The following is a 16606-nucleotide window of genomic DNA, read 5'->3' as shown; positions in this document are numbered from 1 at the left end:
TCCCGCGGGGAAGGAGCGGCGCGCAAGAGCGGAGCGCCGTGTTCCCTCCCCGCGGGAGCTATCGCCAGGCGGTGTCAGCGCCTCACGTGGCGGGGTTCTGGGTGGCCTTGACGGACTCGACCTTCTTGACCTTGATCTCCATGATTGCCTCCTCGTGAGGTTCTGCGGCAGGTGGTGCCGCTGGGACAAGACTGCCTTTCGGGGCTGAAATAGCGCTTATTTTCTGCTGAGTCGCCGGTTAGGCTGCCAAGAAGTGATCATGCCGGCGCTGGAGGCAGAGACGAGTGACCGTGGACGGCGTTGAGTTCCGTCTGCTGGGATCAGTAGGTGTGTGGGACGCCGGCCAGTGGCTGGGCCCGTCCACCGCGCAGCAGCGGACGGTGCTGGCCATGCTGCTGCTCGAAACGGGACGGCCGGTCGCGGTGGCGCGGCTGGAGACGGCGCTGTGGGGCGCCGAACCGCCCGGGTCCTCCCGCAACGCCGTGCAGGGGCACATCTCCCGGCTCCGCCGGCTGCTGGCCCCGTTCCCCGAGGTGACGCTGGTGACCTCGGCGCGCGGCTACTGCCTGACGGTGGGGCGCGACCGCATCGACCTGCACCGCTTCCGGGAACTGGTGCGCGAGGCCGGCGGCGCCACGGAGCCGGAGCACGCCGCCGGCCTGCTGCGCGCGGGGCTGGCGCTGTGGCAGGGCGTGCCCCTGGCGGACGTCGCGGGCCGGTGGCTGCCGGATGTCGTCGTACCGGGACTCGAGGAGGAGCGGCTGGCCGCACTGGAGCGGCGGGCCGCGCTCGACCTGCGGCGGGAGCGGCATCATGAGGTGGCTGCGGAGCTCGCGGCCCTGGTCGGTGAGAACCCGCTGCGGGAGCGGCTGGTGTCCCTGCTGATGACGGCGCTGCTGCGGTGCGACCGGCGGACCGAGGCGCTGGCCGTCTTCCGCCGCGTCAGACGCCGTTTCGCCGAGGAGCTGGGCATCGAGCCCGGCGAGGAGCTGCAACGGCTGCACCAGGCGATCCTCGCCGGCCGTGATCAGGCGGCCGGGTCGGCTGAGGGTGGGGCTTCTGAGGGTGGCGCTTCGGGGGGCGGGCCTTCTGAGGGTGGGGCGAGCGTCGTCACGATGCGTACGGCCGCCCTCGCCGTCCCGCGGCACCTCCCCCCGGACACCGAGCTGTTCACCGCCCGCGAGGACGAGCTGGCCGCCCTGGACCGGCTGACGCTCCCGGCCGCCGGCGCCTCGCCTTCGGCGCACGTGATGGCGCCCTGTGTCATCACCGGCACCGGCGGCGTCGGCAAGACCACCTTGGCCGTGCACTGGGCCCACCGGGTACGCGACCGCTTCCCCGACGGTCAGCTCTACGTGAACCTCCAGGGGTTCGGCCCCGCGCACACCGCCCGGCCGCCGGCCGAGGCGGTGCGGCTGTTCCTGGACGCCCTGCAGGTGCCGCCGCAACAGATACCCACGACGCTGGAAGCGCAGGTCGGGCTCTACCGCAGCCTGCTGGCTGAGCGGCGCATGCTGATCCTGCTCGACAACGCCCTCGACTCCGACCAGGTCCGGCCGCTGCTGCCCAACGCGCCCGGCTGCCTGGCGCTGGTCACCAGCCGCGCCGAGCTGACCGGCCTGGTCGCGGCGGAGGGCGCCCGCACGCTGTCGCTGGGGCTCTTATCTCCCGAGCACTCCCGCGCGCTCCTGACGCGCCGGCTGGGCGTGGACAAGGTGGGCGCCGAGCCGCAGGCCGTCGACGACATCGTCTCCCGGTGCGCCGGGCTACCGCTGGCCCTGGCCATCGTGGCCGCCCGCGCCCATGCCCGCCCCGCGTTCCCGCTGGGCACGCTCATCTCGGGCCTCGACGAGGGTGCCGGTGGTGCCGACGGCGGCGACGGCCTCGACGACTCCGACGACCTCGACGGCCTCGACGTCTTCGACGGCGGGGACGCGGCGACGAACATGCGTACGGTGCTCTCCTGGTCCTACCGCGCCCTCAGCCCGGACGCCGCACGGCTGTTCCGGCTGCGCGGCCTCTTCCCGGCGCCGGAGATCTCCACCGCCGCGGCCGCCAGCCTGGCCGGGATCCCCGTACGGCATGCCCACCGCCTGCTGACCGAGCTGACGCGGGCCAACCTGGCGGCGGAGCGCTCTCCCGGGCGTTACGGCTGTCACGACCTGCTCCGCGCGTACGCCGAGGAGCTGACCCGCCTCCACGACTCGGAGGGTGAGCGCCGTGAGGCGCTGCACCGGCTGCTCGACCACTACCTGCACAGCGCCCGCCTCGGCGACCGGCTCCTGGACCTGTACCACCGCGTGCCGCTGGCCCTGGCGCCGCCGAGGCCCGGCGTGGTCCTGGCCCGCATCACCGACCGCGCGCAGAGCCTGGCGTGGTTCGGCCGCGAGCACCGGACGCTGCTGGCGGCGATCCGGCATGCCGCGAGCTCGGGGTTCGACGCGCACGCCTGGCAGCTGGCGGGCGCCTGCTGGGGCTTCCTGTCCCAGGAGGGACGCTCCGACGACCATGCGGCCATGCACCACATCGCGCTGGAGGCGGCCGTACGGCTGAACGACCAGGCCGCGCAGGCCCACGCCCGCGTCGGGCTCGCCCAGGCCCTCATCCGGCTGGGCCAGGACGACGAGAGCCAGTCCCACCTGCGGGAGGCGCTCGGCCTGTTCGGCGCGCTGAACGACCACATCGGACAGGGGGTCTGCCTCATCTACCTCAGCGTGCTGCATGACCGCCACGGCCGGTACGCGGAGGGGCTGGAGCTCAGCGAGCAGGCGCTCCGGCTGTACCGGGAGGCCGGCGACCGGGCGGCCGAAGGCCGGGTCCTGAACAACATCGGCTGGTTCCACGCGCAGCTCGGGGCGTACGGGGAGGCGTTGCGCCGCTGCGAGGAGGCGCTGGCCATCCATCGCGAAGTGGGCGACATGCCCGGCGAGTCGGCCACGCTCGACAGCATGGGCCACATCCATCACCTGCTCGGCCAGTACGAGGAGGCGATCGCCTACTACCGCCAGTCGCTGGCCTGGCGCCGGGGTGGGAAACGCGCGCTCGGCGCCCGGACCCTGCGGCGGCTGGGCGAGGCCCAACTGGCCGCAGGCCGGCTGCGCGAGGGCGGCGGCACCCTGCGGCGCGCCCTCGACCTCATCGCCGAACTGGCCCCCGGCGACGCGGCCGCCCTCCGCACGAGGATCGACGGCCTCAGCGACGTGTCGCCCGACAGGCCGGAAACCGGTGGAGACGGCTGACGCCTGCGACCACCGTCCGCAGGTTGCCTGGATCCATCGGGCGGGTGACACTGCAGCATGTACTCCGATGAGCAGACCCGGCAGTTCGTCGACGAGCTGGAGGCCCGCATCCACGTGGCGCTGCGCGACGGCGACCTCGACGCCGAACCCGTCGTGGCGCTGGCCTGCTCGCTGGAGGAGGGGGGCGTGAGCACTCCTGCCACACGTGAACTCCTCGAACGCCCCACCGCCCAGCTGACCGCCGCCGACGTCACCCGGCTGGGCAGGAGGCTTCTCCGCGACATCAACTTCCAACCCACCTTCGCCCTCGAACCGGGCCTGTGGGCGGCCTTGGAGCAGGCGCTGAGCGTGGTCGAACGCGACGTCCGCGGCGCGGGGCTCACCGGAACCCTCCGGCTGGTCATGCCCGACTGGGACGACAGCGGCACTGCCCGGGTGGAGTTCCGGGGTGGTTACCACGGCAACGGCATCTGGCCCTGCGAGGGAAGCGACGCTCAGGGGGCGCTCGTGACCGTCGCCGACGCCGCCCAGGAAGCGATTGTGGAGATCCTCTGGGAGGTCCGGCCCGTCTGCCCCGCCCATGATCGAGGCTTGCGCGCCGAAATGAGGAACAGGACCGCTGTCTGGCGATGCACAGGCGACGGAACGCACACGGTGGCGCGGATCGGTGAGCTGTTTCCCGACCAGCGATAGAGGCGGGCACTGCCAGAATCGAGGACATGTCCCGCGAACGTCTGCGAGCCACCTTCGACACGGTGGCCTCCCAATACCAGAAGGCGCGCCCCGACTACCCCGCCGATCTGTACTCCGAGCTGCTCGCGATGACCGGGATCGAACCGCCCGCACACCTTCTGGAAGTCGGATGCGGCCCGGGGAAAGCCACACTGCCGCTGGCGCAGGCGGGTTTCCGGATCACGGCCATCGAGCTCGGCGAGGCTCTGGCGGAGGAGGCGCGGCGCGGGCTGCGCGAGTTCCCCGGCGTCTCGGTGGTCACCTCGTCGTTCGAGGAATGGGAGCCTCCGGCCGGTGCCCGCTTCGACCTCGTCTATGCGGCCACCGCCTGGAAATGGGTCGATCCCGAGGTGAAGTACGAGAAGGCGGCTGCGCTCCTGCCCCCAGGCGGCCACCTGGCCGTATGGAACGCCGAGCATGCCTTTCCCCCGGACTTCGACCCGTTCTTCACGGAAATCCAACGTGTGTACGACGAGATGGGAGAAGGCGACGGCGGCCCCTGGCCACCGCCGCGTCCCGAGGACCTGCCCGATGCCACCGCCACCGAATTCGAGGCCTCCGGGCACTTCGCGGTCATCGGGACACGGCGTTTCGTATGGGGCCGTCGCTACACCGCAGAGGAGTACATCGCCCTGCTGGAGACCTTCTCCGGCCACATCGCCATGGAGGCGGCCAAGAACGAGCGCCTCTACCACGAGATACGCCGCCTGCTCGCCGCCCGCCCGGACAGATCACTCACCCGCCACTGGATGGCCACCCTCACGGTCGGCCGGCGCCGCTAGCAAGCTTCGGCTCGGTCGAAATCAACGGGTAATGGCGAGCCGGTGCAGCCGCTCGTCGACCTTGCAGTAGAGGTTGCCGAAGCCGTCGGCCGTCAGTCCTTCCATCCCCGGCACGGTCAGCAGCACTCCGTCATGCCAGGCCAGGCCGGTCTTGCGCCACGCCTGGCCAGGACACCGGGTTCGGCTGCTCATTGAACTGAACGGCCGTGAGCGACCTGGAGTGACGAAGCGCCACCGATCCCTTTCGCCCGGGTCCGGGCCACGGCTTCCGCGACCGCGTCGCGGTTGCCGTCGGACCAGCCGACGTGCTGGATGAGGCGCTCGATGCGCCAGCCGTCCGGCGTGCGGAGCATGTGGTTGGTGTACGAACCGCGTAGCAGGTAGAAGTCGCCGCCCTCGGACCCTTCGAGGAGGTGCTGCGCGTACATGTAGGAGTGGCAGACCGCCCGGTCGGGATCGCTCTGGTCGAACTCGACGACGTGGTTGGGGCTGATGTGCTGCGTGGCGGTGAACCCGTCGAGGGCCTCGCTGACGCGGCGGACGACCTCCTCGCGGGCGAAGCTTCCGGCCCGGCCGCCCAGCTCGGAGTAGTCGATGTACACGGGGTCGGTGAAGCAGGTGGCGAACAGCTCCCAGTCGCGGCGGTCGACGCTGATCGCGTACGTGGTGACCCGCTCGACGATGTGAACGCGGTCTTCGAGCCGGCGGATCCGGGATTCGAGGTCGGTGGTCATCCTTGCCCTGGTCAGCGACGGCTCGCAGCGCACTCAGCTCGAGATCGCCCGCGAGCTCGACATCGACAAGACGACGCTGGTGGCCATCATCGACCGGCTGGAGAAGGACGGCCTGATCGTCCGCAACGTCTCCGAACGAGACCGGCGCGTCCGCATTCCGGCGGCCACGCCGAGGGGCGTCGAGGTGAAGAACCAGGTCGCCATCGCCCGCGACGCGGCCATCAGCGAACGCCTCGCCGCCATCCCCGCGTCCGAACATGCCAAGTTCCACAGCATGCTGTGGAGCATTGTCGAAGGCGCGTGACCCGGCTGATACGCCGCCCACCACCGCACCCATGCATGCTCCGTCTTCTCGGTCGTTGCCGCCGACCGTACTGTCGGCAGCCGTCGCGAGCGGAGCGACGCCCTCGAAAACCTTTAGAGGATTGTCGTAGGGCATGCCACCATAAATCGGGTGCTACTTCTCTTCGCGTGGCGGGCCACGGTAACGCGCCGGATCGGCCCTGCCTCTGACTTCGTATCAGCAGATCGGAGGTGCGGAGCGAAATGACCTGTCACCTCGTCGCGCTCTGCTTCGATGCGAACGACCCGCTCGGTCTCGCGCGTTTCTGGGCCGGTGCCCTGGGCTGGGAGACGGCCGACGACCCCCAGGACGGCATCACGCTCCTGCCGAGCGATGACACCGGGTTCCGGATCCGATTCCTCCCATCGGAGGAGCAGAAGGTCGGCCAGAACCAGATGCACTTCGATCTGACGAGCACGTCCCTCGAAAACCAGCAGCAGACGGTGGCGAGGGCACTGGAGCTCGGCGCCCGGCACATCGACGTCGGTCAACGCCCGGAAGAGGATCACGTGGTGCTCGCCGACCCCGAGGGCAACGAGTTCTGCGTCATCGGTCCGGACAACAAATTCCTCGCCGACTGCGGCTTCATCGGGGCGCTCGCGTCCGACGGCTCGCAGGAGGTCGGCTACTTCTGGAGCAGAGCGCTGGGCTGGCCATTGGTCTGGGACCAGGACCAAGAGACCGCGATCCGCTCACCGCACGGCGGCCCGAAGATCACCTGGGGCGGCCCGCCGCTGATGCCGAAGACCGGGAAGTACCGGCTCCATTTCGACCTCGCGCCACCCGCCGACGGTGACCAGCAAGCGGAGGTCGACCGCCTCATCTCCCTGGGGGCGACGCGCGTCGACATCGGTCAGGGCGAGGTCAGCTGGGTGGTCATGGCCGATCCCGATGGCCATGAGTTCTGCGTTCTGACCCCGCGCTAGCGCGAACGTATCCCAGGCAGCCCGGCGAGCTTGGCGAGGGCCTGGCCTTTGCCGGGCCCAGCTTGGCGGGCGAACATCACCCGCAAGGCGTTGCCCCCGCGGCAGGCGAAAGCTGTGGCCTTCATCCGTGTGCTGGAAAGTGGGTAGTCCAGACCCGAGGAAGGAAGTCCTTGCGGGCGATGTCTCGGGCTTGCGGGCCGGGCGATGAGGGCGATGAGAAGGGCCACGAGCGTGGGACTTGCGGGGATGGTCGTATGGGCGCGCCCCCGCCGGAGGCCTCTAGGTCGCAAGCCGATCGGTGGTGGAACGGTTGTCGGCAAGGATTCGGACGATGTCAGGATCCCATGTGTACTCGACGACGGGCAGTTCGAACCCTGCGGGGAAGCGTTCCATGAACTCTTTGGTGGGACGGCCGTCGAGACGCCGGTAGAAGGTGATCGCGGCGACGTTGTCGCGCAACACCTCCAGGTAGACCGTCTTGCCAGGGTGATGCTCGGAGGCCCAGCCAAAGGAGTGATACACGAGTTGGCGGCCGATGCCGGACTGCTTGCGCTCCGGCTGGACGTGCAGGTTGTCGAGCAAGATGCGTCCGTCGTTTCCGGCCACGAGATAGGCGAAACCCAGGAGGGCATCGCCGTCGACGGCGACGAGCAAGCAGCGAGCGTGATCTGGTTCCGCGGCGACGGTGGCGAGCCGGGTGCTCCACATCAGCTTGCGCTCGTCGAGCAGGGGCCCGTTCAAGTAGCCGGCGGGCATGATCCCGGCATAGGCAGTCAGCCAGCTACGAGTGTGAAGCTCTGCGATCGGTTCGGCGTCGGTTCTGGTACCGGGTCTGATGTGCACGGCATAGAGGTTCGCATAGTTGCTGACACAGCCGCTAATCGCCGGGAGCTGCGCCACTTTGGGAGCCGAGTGGCCGATCGGTGGCGCGACGCGCCGCAGCTTGATCTCTGCAAGAACTGGTCCTGGCCCAGCCGTGGTGCCGCGGAGCCGGGCCACGGCGCTGCCGGGCCGTCCGACCTCGTCGGGCTGTGGGGCCTGAAGGTGCACGTCGCCCGCTCGTGAACCTGACCTGGCCAGAGGCCGGCGCGTCACCAATCGCGGGTCGCGATCAGCTCTTCTACGTCCGCGTCCGCGAACCCGTAGGCCGACGCCACAAACCAGAAGTCCTCGGCGATCACCTCGCGGGCCACGGTCTCGATCTCGCTGTCGGCCTCCTCGAATTCGGCCTCCAGCTCGTTGAACTCCTCCGTAGCCGCGTGGGTGAGGGCGTACAGCGCCGCGAGATCCGCCGGCCGCTCCGCCTCGATGCGCTCGCACAGGCGCAGCAGGATCTCTCTGCCCTTGTCGACGACGTGGTCGGGGTAGTAGTCGTCCTGGTACATGCTTTTGAGAAAAGTGTGGCCGGCTATCTGCTGGTTGGTGGGCGGCACCCTGATCTCCTGTTCTCGCCGTGATCCGGTGTGCCGATACTGCACCACGCCACCGACAACGAGGGGGTGCAGGGACGCAGGAAGCCCGGCTAGCGCTCCCGGCCCCAAGGGCACTGGCGTGGTCGGTCTCGCGGGCGACCGCGTCTATGACGTGCAGCACCACGGCGACCCGGTCGAGATCGTGCACCAGCCCGGCCACAACGTCTCCGTCGCGCTCGTCCTCCGTGCGATGACGCTTGAACCGGATCTCCTGCCGCAGGTGCCGGCCGCCGATGCGCTGCCGGAGGAGATCAGGGAACTGGCTCGTAGGCGTATGACCAGCTAGATGATCGATGGCACCCCAATGGCGCGATGATCAATCCCATGGATCTCCCTACAGGCATGTGAGCCAGGCAACCACCGTGTACCTTCCCCCCGTCGGGCATGCGCACCGTCGTGTACCCCGCCTTGACTCGCGCCTGCGTCGCCGCGTTGTCCTTCACGTCGGCGATCCAGGTCAGGCTGCGGGCCGGCCACCTCATGAGCTCTCGCCGGTTGGTCTGTGACGACTGCATCCGGATGCTCCTCTGCCGCGAGACCTTGTCGGTCCGGGTGTGCAGCGCTGAGGTGAACGCTGCGTCGCGCGGGGTCCTGGACAGAAGCTAATCGGTTTTAGGCACCTGCTAATCTTTGTTGGCATGTGCTGGAGGTTGAGGTGAGCGATCCCACGCCGACGGGAGACGATCTGGTGCGGGTGCTGGCCACCTTGTCCAGCCCGCACCGGCTGCGCGTCATCGCGGCCCTCGCAGGCGGCCGGAATTACGTGAGCCGACTGGCGCGTGAGCTAGGCATCAGCAGGGCGCTGCTCCAGGTCCACCTGAAGAAGCTGGAGGCCGCCGGTCTGGTTTCCTCGCAGCTGGAGCTGTCAGAAGAAGGTAAGGCAATGAAGTACTACGCGATACGCGGATTCTCGATCCACCTGACGCCGGAGCTCATCCAGGACGCCGTACGGACCCTGACCATCGAGAAGGGCTCTGAGCGATGAACGAGCACGAGTGGCAGGAGGTCATCGGCACCATTGGCATGTTCGTCCTGATCACCGCCGTAATCGTCACGGTCATCTGCCAATTCGCCATCTCCTGGCGGGCCAAGGCTCAGCTGGCACGCGAGGCGGAGTACAGAAAGATCGCCGAGACCGCCGCCGCCTCCCAGCAGGACATCGGACGGCAGCTCGCCGAGATCAATGACCGGCTCTCGGCGCTGCGCGACCGTACCGACGCCATCGAGCTGGTGCTCAAGGACGTGGAGTAGCCCCCCGAGACAGGGTTCCGGGCCGCCGAGCTGCAACTCGGCGACCCGGGAGCGGGGAGACGAACCACCTCGCCGACAGGCGAGCTTCCACAGGAACACTCCACCAAGAACGAGGAGAGCAGTTCATGCTGCCCAAAAGCAAATCGGCCCCTCGCGGCAGCGCGCCGCCCGGCCCTCCGGCGGCCAGGACCGGCGTGATCGCGGCCGTCGCGGGCTGGTCCACCCGGCACCGCGCCCTGGCGATCGCCGGCTGGGTCGCGTTGGTCCTGGCCGCCGTGCTGTCCGGCGCGCTGGTCTCCGGTGACGACGCGCGCGCCGTCGACCCCGGCGAGGCAGGCCGCGCCCAGCAGATGGTGGCCGCTCAGCGCAGCGACGACTCGGTGCGGGAGAACGTACTGGTCCAGTCGCGTGACGGCACAGGCCCCTTCTCCGACGACCCGAAGCTGCGCGCCGCCGCGAAAGACCTGGTGAACCTGCTGCGCCGGACACGGGGAGCGGTCCGGGACATCGGCTCGCCGCTGGCGGCGCGCGGCGAGCGCTGGGTGTCGCGCGACGGTCGTTCCGGGCTGGTCACCTTTGAGGTGGCCGGTCCAGACGAACGGTTCGACGACAACTACGCCGCTGCCGTCGGAGCCGTGGAGCAGGCCCAGCGGCGCCATCCTGGGGTGCGCTTCAGCCAGGCAGGCGACCGCAGCCTGTCCGGCGCGGTCGACGAGGGCATCAAGAACGACCTCGGGCGCGCCGAGACGACGTCCCTGCCGCTGACCATCGTGATCCTGCTGGCCGTGTTCGGCTCGCTGATCGCCGCCGGGATCCCGCTGCTGCTGTCGGCGACCGTCGTGGCGGCCACGTTCGGACTGCTGGGATTCATCGGGCAGTGGGTGCCGTTCAACGGCGCCGCCTCGGCCATCGTGCTGCTGATCGGGATGGCCGTCGGCATCGACTACTCGCTGTTCTACCTGCGCCGGGTCCGGGAGGAGCGCGCCGCGGGCCATGATGTGCGCGAGGCGCTGCGGCGTACCGCCGAGACGTCGGGGCACGCGATCGTGGCCTCCGGACTGACCGTGATGCTCTGCCTGGGCGGGCTGCTGTTCACCGGCGTGGACGTCTTCAAGGGCCTGACCGCCGGGACGGTCCTGGTCGTCGGCCTGGCCGTGCTCGGCTCGCTGACGGTGCTGCCCGCGCTGCTGGCCGTTCTGGGACACCGGGTGGACTGGGCCCGCATCCCCTGGCTGGGCCGGCGCAGGATCGCGGCCGGCGAGTCTCGCGTCTGGGGGCAGGTGGCCCGCGCCGTGGTCGCCAAGCCGGTGCTGAGCGGGGCCGCCGCGAGCATGGTGCTGCTGGTGCTGGCGCTGCCCATGCTCGGCATCCGGCTCCAGGACGCGGCCGTGACCGCCAGCCTGCCGCCCGGCATCTCCCCGGCGGTGGACGCCGCCACCGCGATGCAGCGCGAATTTCCCGGTGCGGCGACGGCTGCCCGCGTGGTCCTCGCACGCGGGGACGGCGGCTCGGCCGACACCCAGCAGGTGCGCGCCGCGATCGAAGGGCTGCACCGGCAGGCGGCCGCCAGCGGTGGCCTGCTGCTCGAACCGATCACCGCCGTCCCGGTCGGCCAAGCGATGGTGGTGCGCGTGCCACTGGCCGGGGCCGTCACCGACCCGGTGGCCGATCGGGCGCTGGCCATGCTGCGCGAGCGGGCGCTGCCTGCGGCGTTCGGGCAGGTGACCGGCATCTCGTACGCCGTGACGGGCAAGACCGCCACGCCCCACGACTTCGCCGAGCAGGTGAACGACCGGACCCCGATCGTGGTCGCCTTCGTCCTCGCCCTGGCGTTCGTGCTGCTCGCCGTGACGTTCCGGTCGTGGACCATCCCGCTGGTGTCGATCCTGCTCAACCTGCTGTCCATCGGCGCCGCGTGCGGGGTGTTGGTCTGGGTCTTCCAGGACGGCCATCTGGAGTCGCTGCTGGGGTTCGGTTCCTATGGCGGGGTGGTGAGCTGGCTGCCGCTGTTCATGTTCGTCATCCTGTTCGGGCTGAGCATGGACTACCACATCTTCATCCTCAGCCGCATCAAGGAGCGCCGGCTCGGCGGAGCCTCCGCCCGCGAGGCGATCGTCGGCGGCATCGCGGCCAGCGCCGGGGTGGTCAGCGGAGCGGCGTTCATCATGATCGGCGTCTTCACGGTCTTCGTGACGCTGTCCGCCATCGAGTACAAGATGCTGGGACTGGGCATGGCGGTTGCCATCCTCATCGACGCGACGGTGGTCCGCTCCGTGCTGCTGCCGGCCGCGATGGCACTGCTCGGGGAGCGAGTCTGGACGCGACAACCCGCGACGCCGACGCGGTAGGGGGCAGCGCCGCCGTACGGGACGGTGTCCCGCCCCGGCGGCAGCACCCGGCGCTCACCCGTCGAGCCTTCGCGCTCTCCTGGCTCGACGCGAATGAGCAAGGCCGTCCCGGCATCTTCAGGACAGTGACGTCCATGTCGGCCGGTTGGCGCCGGGACATGCCGGGGTTCATCGCCCGACGGGCGAGCTGCCGGAACCCGCCGATCGCTGCTCCCACGGCCGCGCGCCCGCCTGCGCGGACCAGGTCTTGCCGAAGGTGAGCCGGCGCAGCGGCTGGGCGTGGGCGGTGGCCCGGAACCAGGTCCGTGCCGCGGCCACTGCCAGTCGGTTGCTCATCAGCCCCTGCTGCTGCGTGGCCAGGGCCGAGCGCACCGCCGCGAAAGCGTAGTCGCGCATTTCCCGTTCGTAGGCGGCGATCGCGGCGATCGGCGATCCGCCCGTGCCGAGCAGCCGGCTGAGCAGGTGGGCGTCGCGCAGCGCGGTATTGCCGCCGAGCCCGCCGACGGGAGGCATGCTGTGGATGGCGTCGCCGAGCACGGTCACCGGGCCGCTGGGCCAGGGCTCCACCGGCTCGGCCGCCATCAGCTCGAACGCCCGCACACTGGCGGGATCCGAGCGGAGCACGACATCGCGCAGCGCCGGGTGCCAGCCCGCCATGCGCTCGGCGACCGCCGCCTGCAGCGCTGCCGGCTCGCAGGTGAGCAGGTCGGCGGGCAAGGTGTCGGCGGCGCCGACGAACGCGCCCAGCAGGTAGTCGCGGTAGGGCGGGCGGGGGCCGGAGGGCTCGGGCAGTACGGCATCCGCGTCGGGACGCTGGCGGAAGGCCGCGGTGAACAGGAACCACGGCGACGGGGCCAGCACCAGGTTCATTCCGGTGCCGAGCGCCGGCGGCAGCCACGCCTCAGTCTCGGCGGTCAGCGGCAGCTTGTGCCCGACCGCGAGGGCTCCGGTGGGCACCCGGCGGGCGTGCGGCAGCAGCTGGCGGCGCACCCGCGAGCCGGCGCCGTCCGCGCCGACGAGCACGTCCGCGCCGGCTTCTGTGCCGTCGGCGAAGTGCGCGGTGACCCGCCCGGCCGGGTCGACGTCGTAGCGGGTGAACTCGCGGCCGAAGTGCACGACGTCCTCGAGCCCGCTGAGCAGGACCCGGCGCAGGGTCAGGCGGTCGACCGGATAGTGCCACTCGTCGGGGCCGGGCGGCACGCCGTACATCGTGGCGCCGTCGACGGTGACGAGCCGCTCGAGGCGCTCGCTCAGGAAGCTGAATCCGCCGTCCGGGTCGCCGGCGGTGGCCAGGAACGCGCCCCAGCCCGCGGCCGGCAGGCAGGCCCGCAGCGCCCGGCTGCCGGAAGGGTCGATGTGCAGGCGGAAACCCTGGGCCCGGTCGCGGGGGTGGCGGTCGCGCTCGTACACCGCGACGCTGACCCCCTGCCGTCGCAGCCCCTGGGCCAGGCAGAGGCCGCCGATCCCGCCGCCGATGACCACCACGTGCGGTCGCCGCTCAGCCATTGATGCTCCTCACGAGTCGTCGGACCTCCGCGAACGCGGCCTCGGCCCGGTCGGGCGCGTCGTTGGCGCCCTTGGACACTGCAACGATCAGTTCGGCTGTTGCCGCGACGTCGAGGTCGGGGCGGAAAGCGCCCGAGGCCACACCGGCGGCGAGCACTCCGGTCAGGGCCTCCCGCCAGCCCGCCTCGGTGCGCTGCACCGCCTCGGCCATCGCGGGATCCCGGGCCGCGCGCATCCGAACCTCATTGAGCACGGCGAACAGGTCCGCCCGGGTCCGCATCATCGTGACCAGCGTCGACAGGTGCTCGGCCAGCCGGTCCTCGGGCGCGCCGTGCTCGGGCATGATCGTCCAGAACTGCCGGCTCGCGTGCTGCACCACCGCCGTCACCAAATCCTGCTTGGTGCGGAAGTGATGGTGCAGCGTCGAGTGGTCGATGCCCACGCCCGCCGCGACCGCCCGCAGCCGCAGCCCTTCGAAGCCGTGCGCGGCCAGGTGGTTGAACCCCTCCCGCACCAGTTCGTCCCGCCGGCTGTCCATGCATCCACCTCTCCACCAACTGGTTGGTGGAGAGCGTATCAGCGATCACCCGCCATGCCCAGGCCCGCGGCGACCGCTGTCGCCGGCTTTCGTCATGCCGGCTGTATGGAAGCCGGTGGCTGCGCGGCTTTGACCTCGCCCCAGGGGCGTGGTCCAAGCTGGGCGGGTGAACGACGCGGACCTCATGCTGCCTGGCGAGTTCGGTGCTGCCACTCGGCTGTCGCCGAAGGCGCTGCGGCTCTACGCCGCGCAGGGCCTGCTGGTGCCGGTCTACACCGACCCCGGCAGCGGGTATCGCCGCTATCACCGCGACCAGATCCCACTCGGTCGGCTGATCGGATGGTTGCGCATGCTGGACCTGCCACTGGCCCGCATAGCCGCGCTGCTTCCCCTCGACTCGCAAGCCCGCCAAGCCGAGCTGCGCGCCTGGCTGGCCGCTCAGGAGATCGAGCTCCAGCAGCGGCGTGAGCTGGTGGAGGCACTCGATTACACGAGCCGTGCAACCACCGGTACCCCGACCCTCCGAAGTCGGCCGCAACGCAAACTGCTGTGCCGGGAGCGACGGGTCCACATCGACGAGCTGGAGGCTTTCATAGCCGACGCACAGGAGCACATCCGTGCCCGGTTGCGGGCTGTCGGATTGTCCGACGACGGACCGACCTTGGTGCACTTCCACGGATTCGTGACCCGGGACAGCGACGGGCCAGTGGAGGTCGCGGTGCCGTTCACCGGCTCGGTGGAACCCGTCGACGATCTGCGGGTCAGACTTTCGCCGGCCGGCACCGATGCCGTACTGCCGGTCGCCAAGGCGGACGCCGACTTCCCCATGATCTTGCACGTCTACGGCGTGTTGGAAGCCTGGATCGACGCGCATCGGCTGGTCTGCGTCGGCAGCCCGGTCGAGGTCTGGCCCGGCAGCGATGGCGCGGTCCTCGACGTCACCTATCCCGTCATGCCTAGTGAAGAAGGTTGAGCGATGCATCCCTACATTGGTTCCGGGCACTACTGCTACGCCAACTCACTGGCGATGCTGCTCGGTTCCGCTGCGCCCTCGCCGTCGGTGATCGAGGTGCTGACCGGTTCGCCGTTCGGCTTCGAGTTGCTGGCCGAGCGGCTGCCGCTGTTCGACCCGTACGGCTGGGACCCTGATCGGGGCCTCGATGACGCGATCGCGCTGCTGGGTTGGACCTGCCGACGCCAGGGCGCCGACGACGATGAGCAAGCCCTTGCGATGCTGCGCGACGCGGTCAAGGCCGGCCCGATCCTGGCGGGGCCCGTGGAGCTGGGCCTGCTGTATCACGTGCCCGGGATGAGTGGGCCGATCGAGGCGGACCATTTCGTCACGGTGCTGGAAGCCGACGACAAGCTCATCCGGTTCCACGACCCACACGGACACCCCTACGTGACCCTGCCGACCGGGGATTTCCTCGCCGCGTGGCGCGCCGACACCATCGCTTACCGAACCACGCCCTACACCATGCGCAGTGAGTTCCAGCGGGTCCGAGAGGTCACCGCCGAGGCGGCGCTGCACACGGCCCTGCCCGGTGCGGTCGCCTGGCTGCGCGGACGCGATGACCTCCCGGTGCCACCGGGCACGCTGGGGGGCGCCGACGGGGTCAACCGGCTCGCCGACATGATTACCGGCGGGCTGGATCCCAAGGTGCACGGTCACCTCGTCCACTTCGCGATCCAGGTCGGTGCTCGACGGCTCACGGACGCCGCGACCTCCTTCGCCAACCTGGGCCACGACCAGGCCGCCGCCGTGGCCACCCGACAGGCGCGGCTGGTGGGTAGCCTCCAGTACGACCTCGTAGCCGGGCTCACGACGTCCGCCGCTGAGACGCTGCGGCAGCTTGCCCCGACATACGAGGAATTGGCTACCGTGCTCTGCTAGCTGGGGGTATACGCGGGCGATGCTGGACCCTTCTGGCCACGTAGAGAAAGCTCTGCACTCAAAGCCCTGGCATCGAATCCATCGGTCTACCCGGGCTTTCACGATGAGAGCGGGTGGCGGGAACCGAACCCGCGCCGTCCGCTTGGAGCGGGAGATCATCAGCCGTTGCTCGGTGCTGCTGCCGTCAACGGTGCCTGCAGTGCTGAGCTCTACGATGTGCTCGTGAGCGACTTGAGCCCGACAGGCGTAGCGCTGAGGACCGCCCGGCTGGTGCTGCGGCCCCCGACTGAAGCCGATATTGCCGCGATCTTCGCGATTCACAATGATCCCCGGACCAGCCTGCATAATCCATCTGACGCGCTCGCCGAGCTCGGGGAGGCAGAACAGCTCTATATACGCTGGAACAACCAATGGCAGAGCTGTGGATACGGGTACTGGGTCGTCCGACGCCACGGTAGTGCTCAACAACTGGGTTTCTGCGGAATCAAGCCTATGGAACTGCACGGTATGAAGATCCTCAACCTCTTCTACCGCTTCGCCGTCTCAGCATGGGGCCACGGCTACGCCAGTGAGGCCGCGACCGCGGTCACCACGTGGGCATCCACATCCGTCCCCGACCTGCCGCTGATCGCCCGCGTCAGGCCAGCCAACGTCGCCTCCCAACGCGTGGCCGTCCATGCTGGCCTGTCCCGGGCCGAACACCTCGACGAAAGCGGAGAAGACGGCCTCGATTGGATCTACGCGGCGAACCTGCCGGGCTGAACAGACAGATCAGCCACGAAACCCCGTGGGCCGGGGCTGACGAACGAAGCCACGGACCGTCGATCGCCCCCAAGCACGT

General features: G+C 70.0%; 18 protein-coding genes. 12 read left to right on the top strand and 6 right to left on the bottom strand.

The window, feature by feature from the left end; all coding sequences use genetic code 11:
- The first annotated feature begins 290 nt into the window (after window positions 1-290).
- Genes AB0H84_RS01545 through AB0H84_RS01535 form a run of 3 tightly spaced genes read left to right on the top strand, consistent with a single transcriptional unit; the run spans window position 291 to window position 4753 of the window.
- Window positions 291-3239 (top strand): BTAD domain-containing putative transcriptional regulator, encoded by a 2949-nt coding sequence (locus tag AB0H84_RS01545; RefSeq protein WP_357596472.1) that lies wholly within the window; start codon window positions 291-293, stop codon window positions 3237-3239.
- Between the two features lie 57 nt (window positions 3240-3296).
- On the top strand, window positions 3297-3932 hold the full coding sequence (locus AB0H84_RS01540; protein ID WP_357596469.1) for a hypothetical protein: 636 nt from the start codon (window positions 3297-3299) through the stop codon (window positions 3930-3932).
- A 26-nt stretch (window positions 3933-3958) separates the two neighbouring features.
- Entirely contained in the window at window positions 3959-4753 is a 795-nt protein-coding gene (locus AB0H84_RS01535) for a class I SAM-dependent methyltransferase (RefSeq protein ID WP_357596467.1), read from the top strand.
- Window positions 4754-4774: 21 nt separating this feature from the next.
- Here the strand turns inward: AB0H84_RS01535 and AB0H84_RS01530 are convergent, their stop codons facing one another.
- Window positions 4775-4945, bottom strand: coding sequence for a hypothetical protein (locus AB0H84_RS01530; protein ID WP_357596464.1), 171 nt, complete (start codon window positions 4943-4945; stop codon window positions 4775-4777).
- The gene (locus AB0H84_RS01525; protein WP_357596462.1) at window positions 4942-5487 is read right to left on the bottom strand and encodes a nuclear transport factor 2 family protein; all 546 of its coding nucleotides are present in this window, start codon (window positions 5485-5487) and stop codon (window positions 4942-4944) included. Before AB0H84_RS01525 ends, AB0H84_RS01530 begins: the two co-directional genes overlap by 4 nt.
- Here AB0H84_RS01525 and AB0H84_RS01520 point away from each other — a divergent pair.
- Window positions 5480-5791, top strand: a complete 312-nt coding sequence (locus AB0H84_RS01520) for a MarR family transcriptional regulator (RefSeq protein ID WP_357596459.1) — start codon at window positions 5480-5482, stop codon at window positions 5789-5791. The genes AB0H84_RS01525 and AB0H84_RS01520 overlap by 8 nt on opposite strands.
- Before the next feature lie 242 nt (window positions 5792-6033).
- A complete protein-coding gene (locus tag AB0H84_RS01515; RefSeq protein ID WP_357596455.1) occupies window positions 6034-6756 on the top strand; it encodes a VOC family protein in 723 nt (240 codons plus the stop codon).
- Between the two features lie 279 nt (window positions 6757-7035).
- Here the strand turns inward: AB0H84_RS01515 and AB0H84_RS01510 are convergent, their stop codons facing one another.
- Window positions 7036-7806: a GNAT family N-acetyltransferase gene (locus tag AB0H84_RS01510; RefSeq protein ID WP_357596452.1), complete on the bottom strand. Its 771-nt coding sequence runs from the start codon at window positions 7804-7806 to the stop codon at window positions 7036-7038.
- A 41-nt stretch (window positions 7807-7847) separates the two neighbouring features.
- Window positions 7848-8189: a DUF5713 family protein gene (locus tag AB0H84_RS01505; protein WP_357596449.1), complete on the bottom strand. Its 342-nt coding sequence runs from the start codon at window positions 8187-8189 to the stop codon at window positions 7848-7850.
- A 118-nt stretch (window positions 8190-8307) separates the two neighbouring features.
- Here AB0H84_RS01505 and AB0H84_RS01500 point away from each other — a divergent pair, with 118 nt between their 5' ends.
- The 4 genes from AB0H84_RS01500 to AB0H84_RS01485 all read left to right on the top strand — a co-directional run bounded on the left by AB0H84_RS01500 (window position 8308) and on the right by AB0H84_RS01485 (window position 11827).
- The gene (locus tag AB0H84_RS01500) at window positions 8308-8514 is read left to right on the top strand and encodes a hypothetical protein (RefSeq protein ID WP_357596446.1); all 207 of its coding nucleotides are present in this window, start codon (window positions 8308-8310) and stop codon (window positions 8512-8514) included.
- A gap of 369 nt (window positions 8515-8883) precedes the next feature.
- Window positions 8884-9213, top strand: coding sequence for an ArsR family transcriptional regulator (locus AB0H84_RS01495; protein WP_357596444.1), 330 nt, complete (start codon window positions 8884-8886; stop codon window positions 9211-9213).
- Window positions 9210-9479 (top strand): hypothetical protein, encoded by a 270-nt coding sequence (locus AB0H84_RS01490; protein ID WP_357596441.1) that lies wholly within the window; start codon window positions 9210-9212, stop codon window positions 9477-9479. Before AB0H84_RS01495 ends, AB0H84_RS01490 begins: the two co-directional genes overlap by 4 nt.
- A gap of 125 nt (window positions 9480-9604) precedes the next feature.
- Window positions 9605-11827, top strand: a complete 2223-nt coding sequence (locus tag AB0H84_RS01485; RefSeq protein ID WP_357596438.1) for an MMPL family transporter — start codon at window positions 9605-9607, stop codon at window positions 11825-11827.
- A 168-nt stretch (window positions 11828-11995) separates the two neighbouring features.
- Here the strand turns inward: AB0H84_RS01485 and AB0H84_RS01480 are convergent, their stop codons facing one another.
- The gene (locus AB0H84_RS01480) at window positions 11996-13333 is read right to left on the bottom strand and encodes an NAD(P)/FAD-dependent oxidoreductase (RefSeq protein WP_357596435.1); all 1338 of its coding nucleotides are present in this window, start codon (window positions 13331-13333) and stop codon (window positions 11996-11998) included.
- Window positions 13326-13871 (bottom strand): TetR/AcrR family transcriptional regulator, encoded by a 546-nt coding sequence (locus AB0H84_RS01475; protein WP_357596432.1) that lies wholly within the window; start codon window positions 13869-13871, stop codon window positions 13326-13328. The genes AB0H84_RS01480 and AB0H84_RS01475 overlap by 8 nt, the downstream gene beginning before the upstream one ends.
- 166 nt (window positions 13872-14037) lie before the next feature.
- On the opposite strand from AB0H84_RS01475, the gene AB0H84_RS01470 reads away from it, so the two are divergent.
- From AB0H84_RS01470 to AB0H84_RS01460, 3 genes are all read left to right on the top strand, one after another.
- Window positions 14038-14844: a MerR family DNA-binding transcriptional regulator gene (locus tag AB0H84_RS01470; protein ID WP_357596429.1), complete on the top strand. Its 807-nt coding sequence runs from the start codon at window positions 14038-14040 to the stop codon at window positions 14842-14844.
- A 3-nt stretch (window positions 14845-14847) separates the two neighbouring features.
- A complete protein-coding gene (locus AB0H84_RS01465) occupies window positions 14848-15765 on the top strand; it encodes a hypothetical protein (RefSeq protein ID WP_357596426.1) in 918 nt (305 codons plus the stop codon).
- Between the two features lie 222 nt (window positions 15766-15987).
- A complete protein-coding gene (locus AB0H84_RS01460) occupies window positions 15988-16527 on the top strand; it encodes a GNAT family N-acetyltransferase (protein ID WP_357596423.1) in 540 nt (179 codons plus the stop codon).
- The last annotated feature ends 79 nt before the right edge of the window (window positions 16528-16606 follow it).

Source organism: Nonomuraea sp. NPDC050786 (assembly GCF_040654115.1).
Classification (GTDB): Bacteria; Actinomycetota; Actinomycetes; order Streptosporangiales; family Streptosporangiaceae; genus Nonomuraea.
This window is presented reverse-complemented; position numbering and strand designations above follow the sequence as displayed.

What these genes read in the sequence shown, in the direction of transcription:
- AB0H84_RS01530 (WP_357596464.1), bottom strand. Translation starts at nt 4,945, where the DNA reads ATGAGCAGCCGAACCCGGTGTCCTGGCCAGGCGTGGCGCAAGACCGGC.
- AB0H84_RS01525 (WP_357596462.1), bottom strand. Translation starts at nt 5,487, where the DNA reads ATGACCACCGACCTCGAATCCCGGATCCGCCGGCTCGAAGACCGCGTT.
- AB0H84_RS01465 (WP_357596426.1), top strand. Translation starts at nt 14,848, where the DNA reads ATGCATCCCTACATTGGTTCCGGGCACTACTGCTACGCCAACTCACTG.
- AB0H84_RS01485 (WP_357596438.1), top strand. Translation starts at nt 9,605, where the DNA reads ATGCTGCCCAAAAGCAAATCGGCCCCTCGCGGCAGCGCGCCGCCCGGC.
- AB0H84_RS01490 (WP_357596441.1), top strand. Translation starts at nt 9,210, where the DNA reads ATGAACGAGCACGAGTGGCAGGAGGTCATCGGCACCATTGGCATGTTC.
- AB0H84_RS01515 (WP_357596455.1), top strand. Translation starts at nt 6,034, where the DNA reads ATGACCTGTCACCTCGTCGCGCTCTGCTTCGATGCGAACGACCCGCTC.
- AB0H84_RS01475 (WP_357596432.1), bottom strand. Translation starts at nt 13,871, where the DNA reads ATGGACAGCCGGCGGGACGAACTGGTGCGGGAGGGGTTCAACCACCTG.
- AB0H84_RS01480 (WP_357596435.1), bottom strand. Translation starts at nt 13,333, where the DNA reads ATGGCTGAGCGGCGACCGCACGTGGTGGTCATCGGCGGCGGGATCGGC.
- AB0H84_RS01535 (WP_357596467.1), top strand. Translation starts at nt 3,959, where the DNA reads ATGTCCCGCGAACGTCTGCGAGCCACCTTCGACACGGTGGCCTCCCAA.
- AB0H84_RS01540 (WP_357596469.1), top strand. Translation starts at nt 3,297, where the DNA reads ATGTACTCCGATGAGCAGACCCGGCAGTTCGTCGACGAGCTGGAGGCC.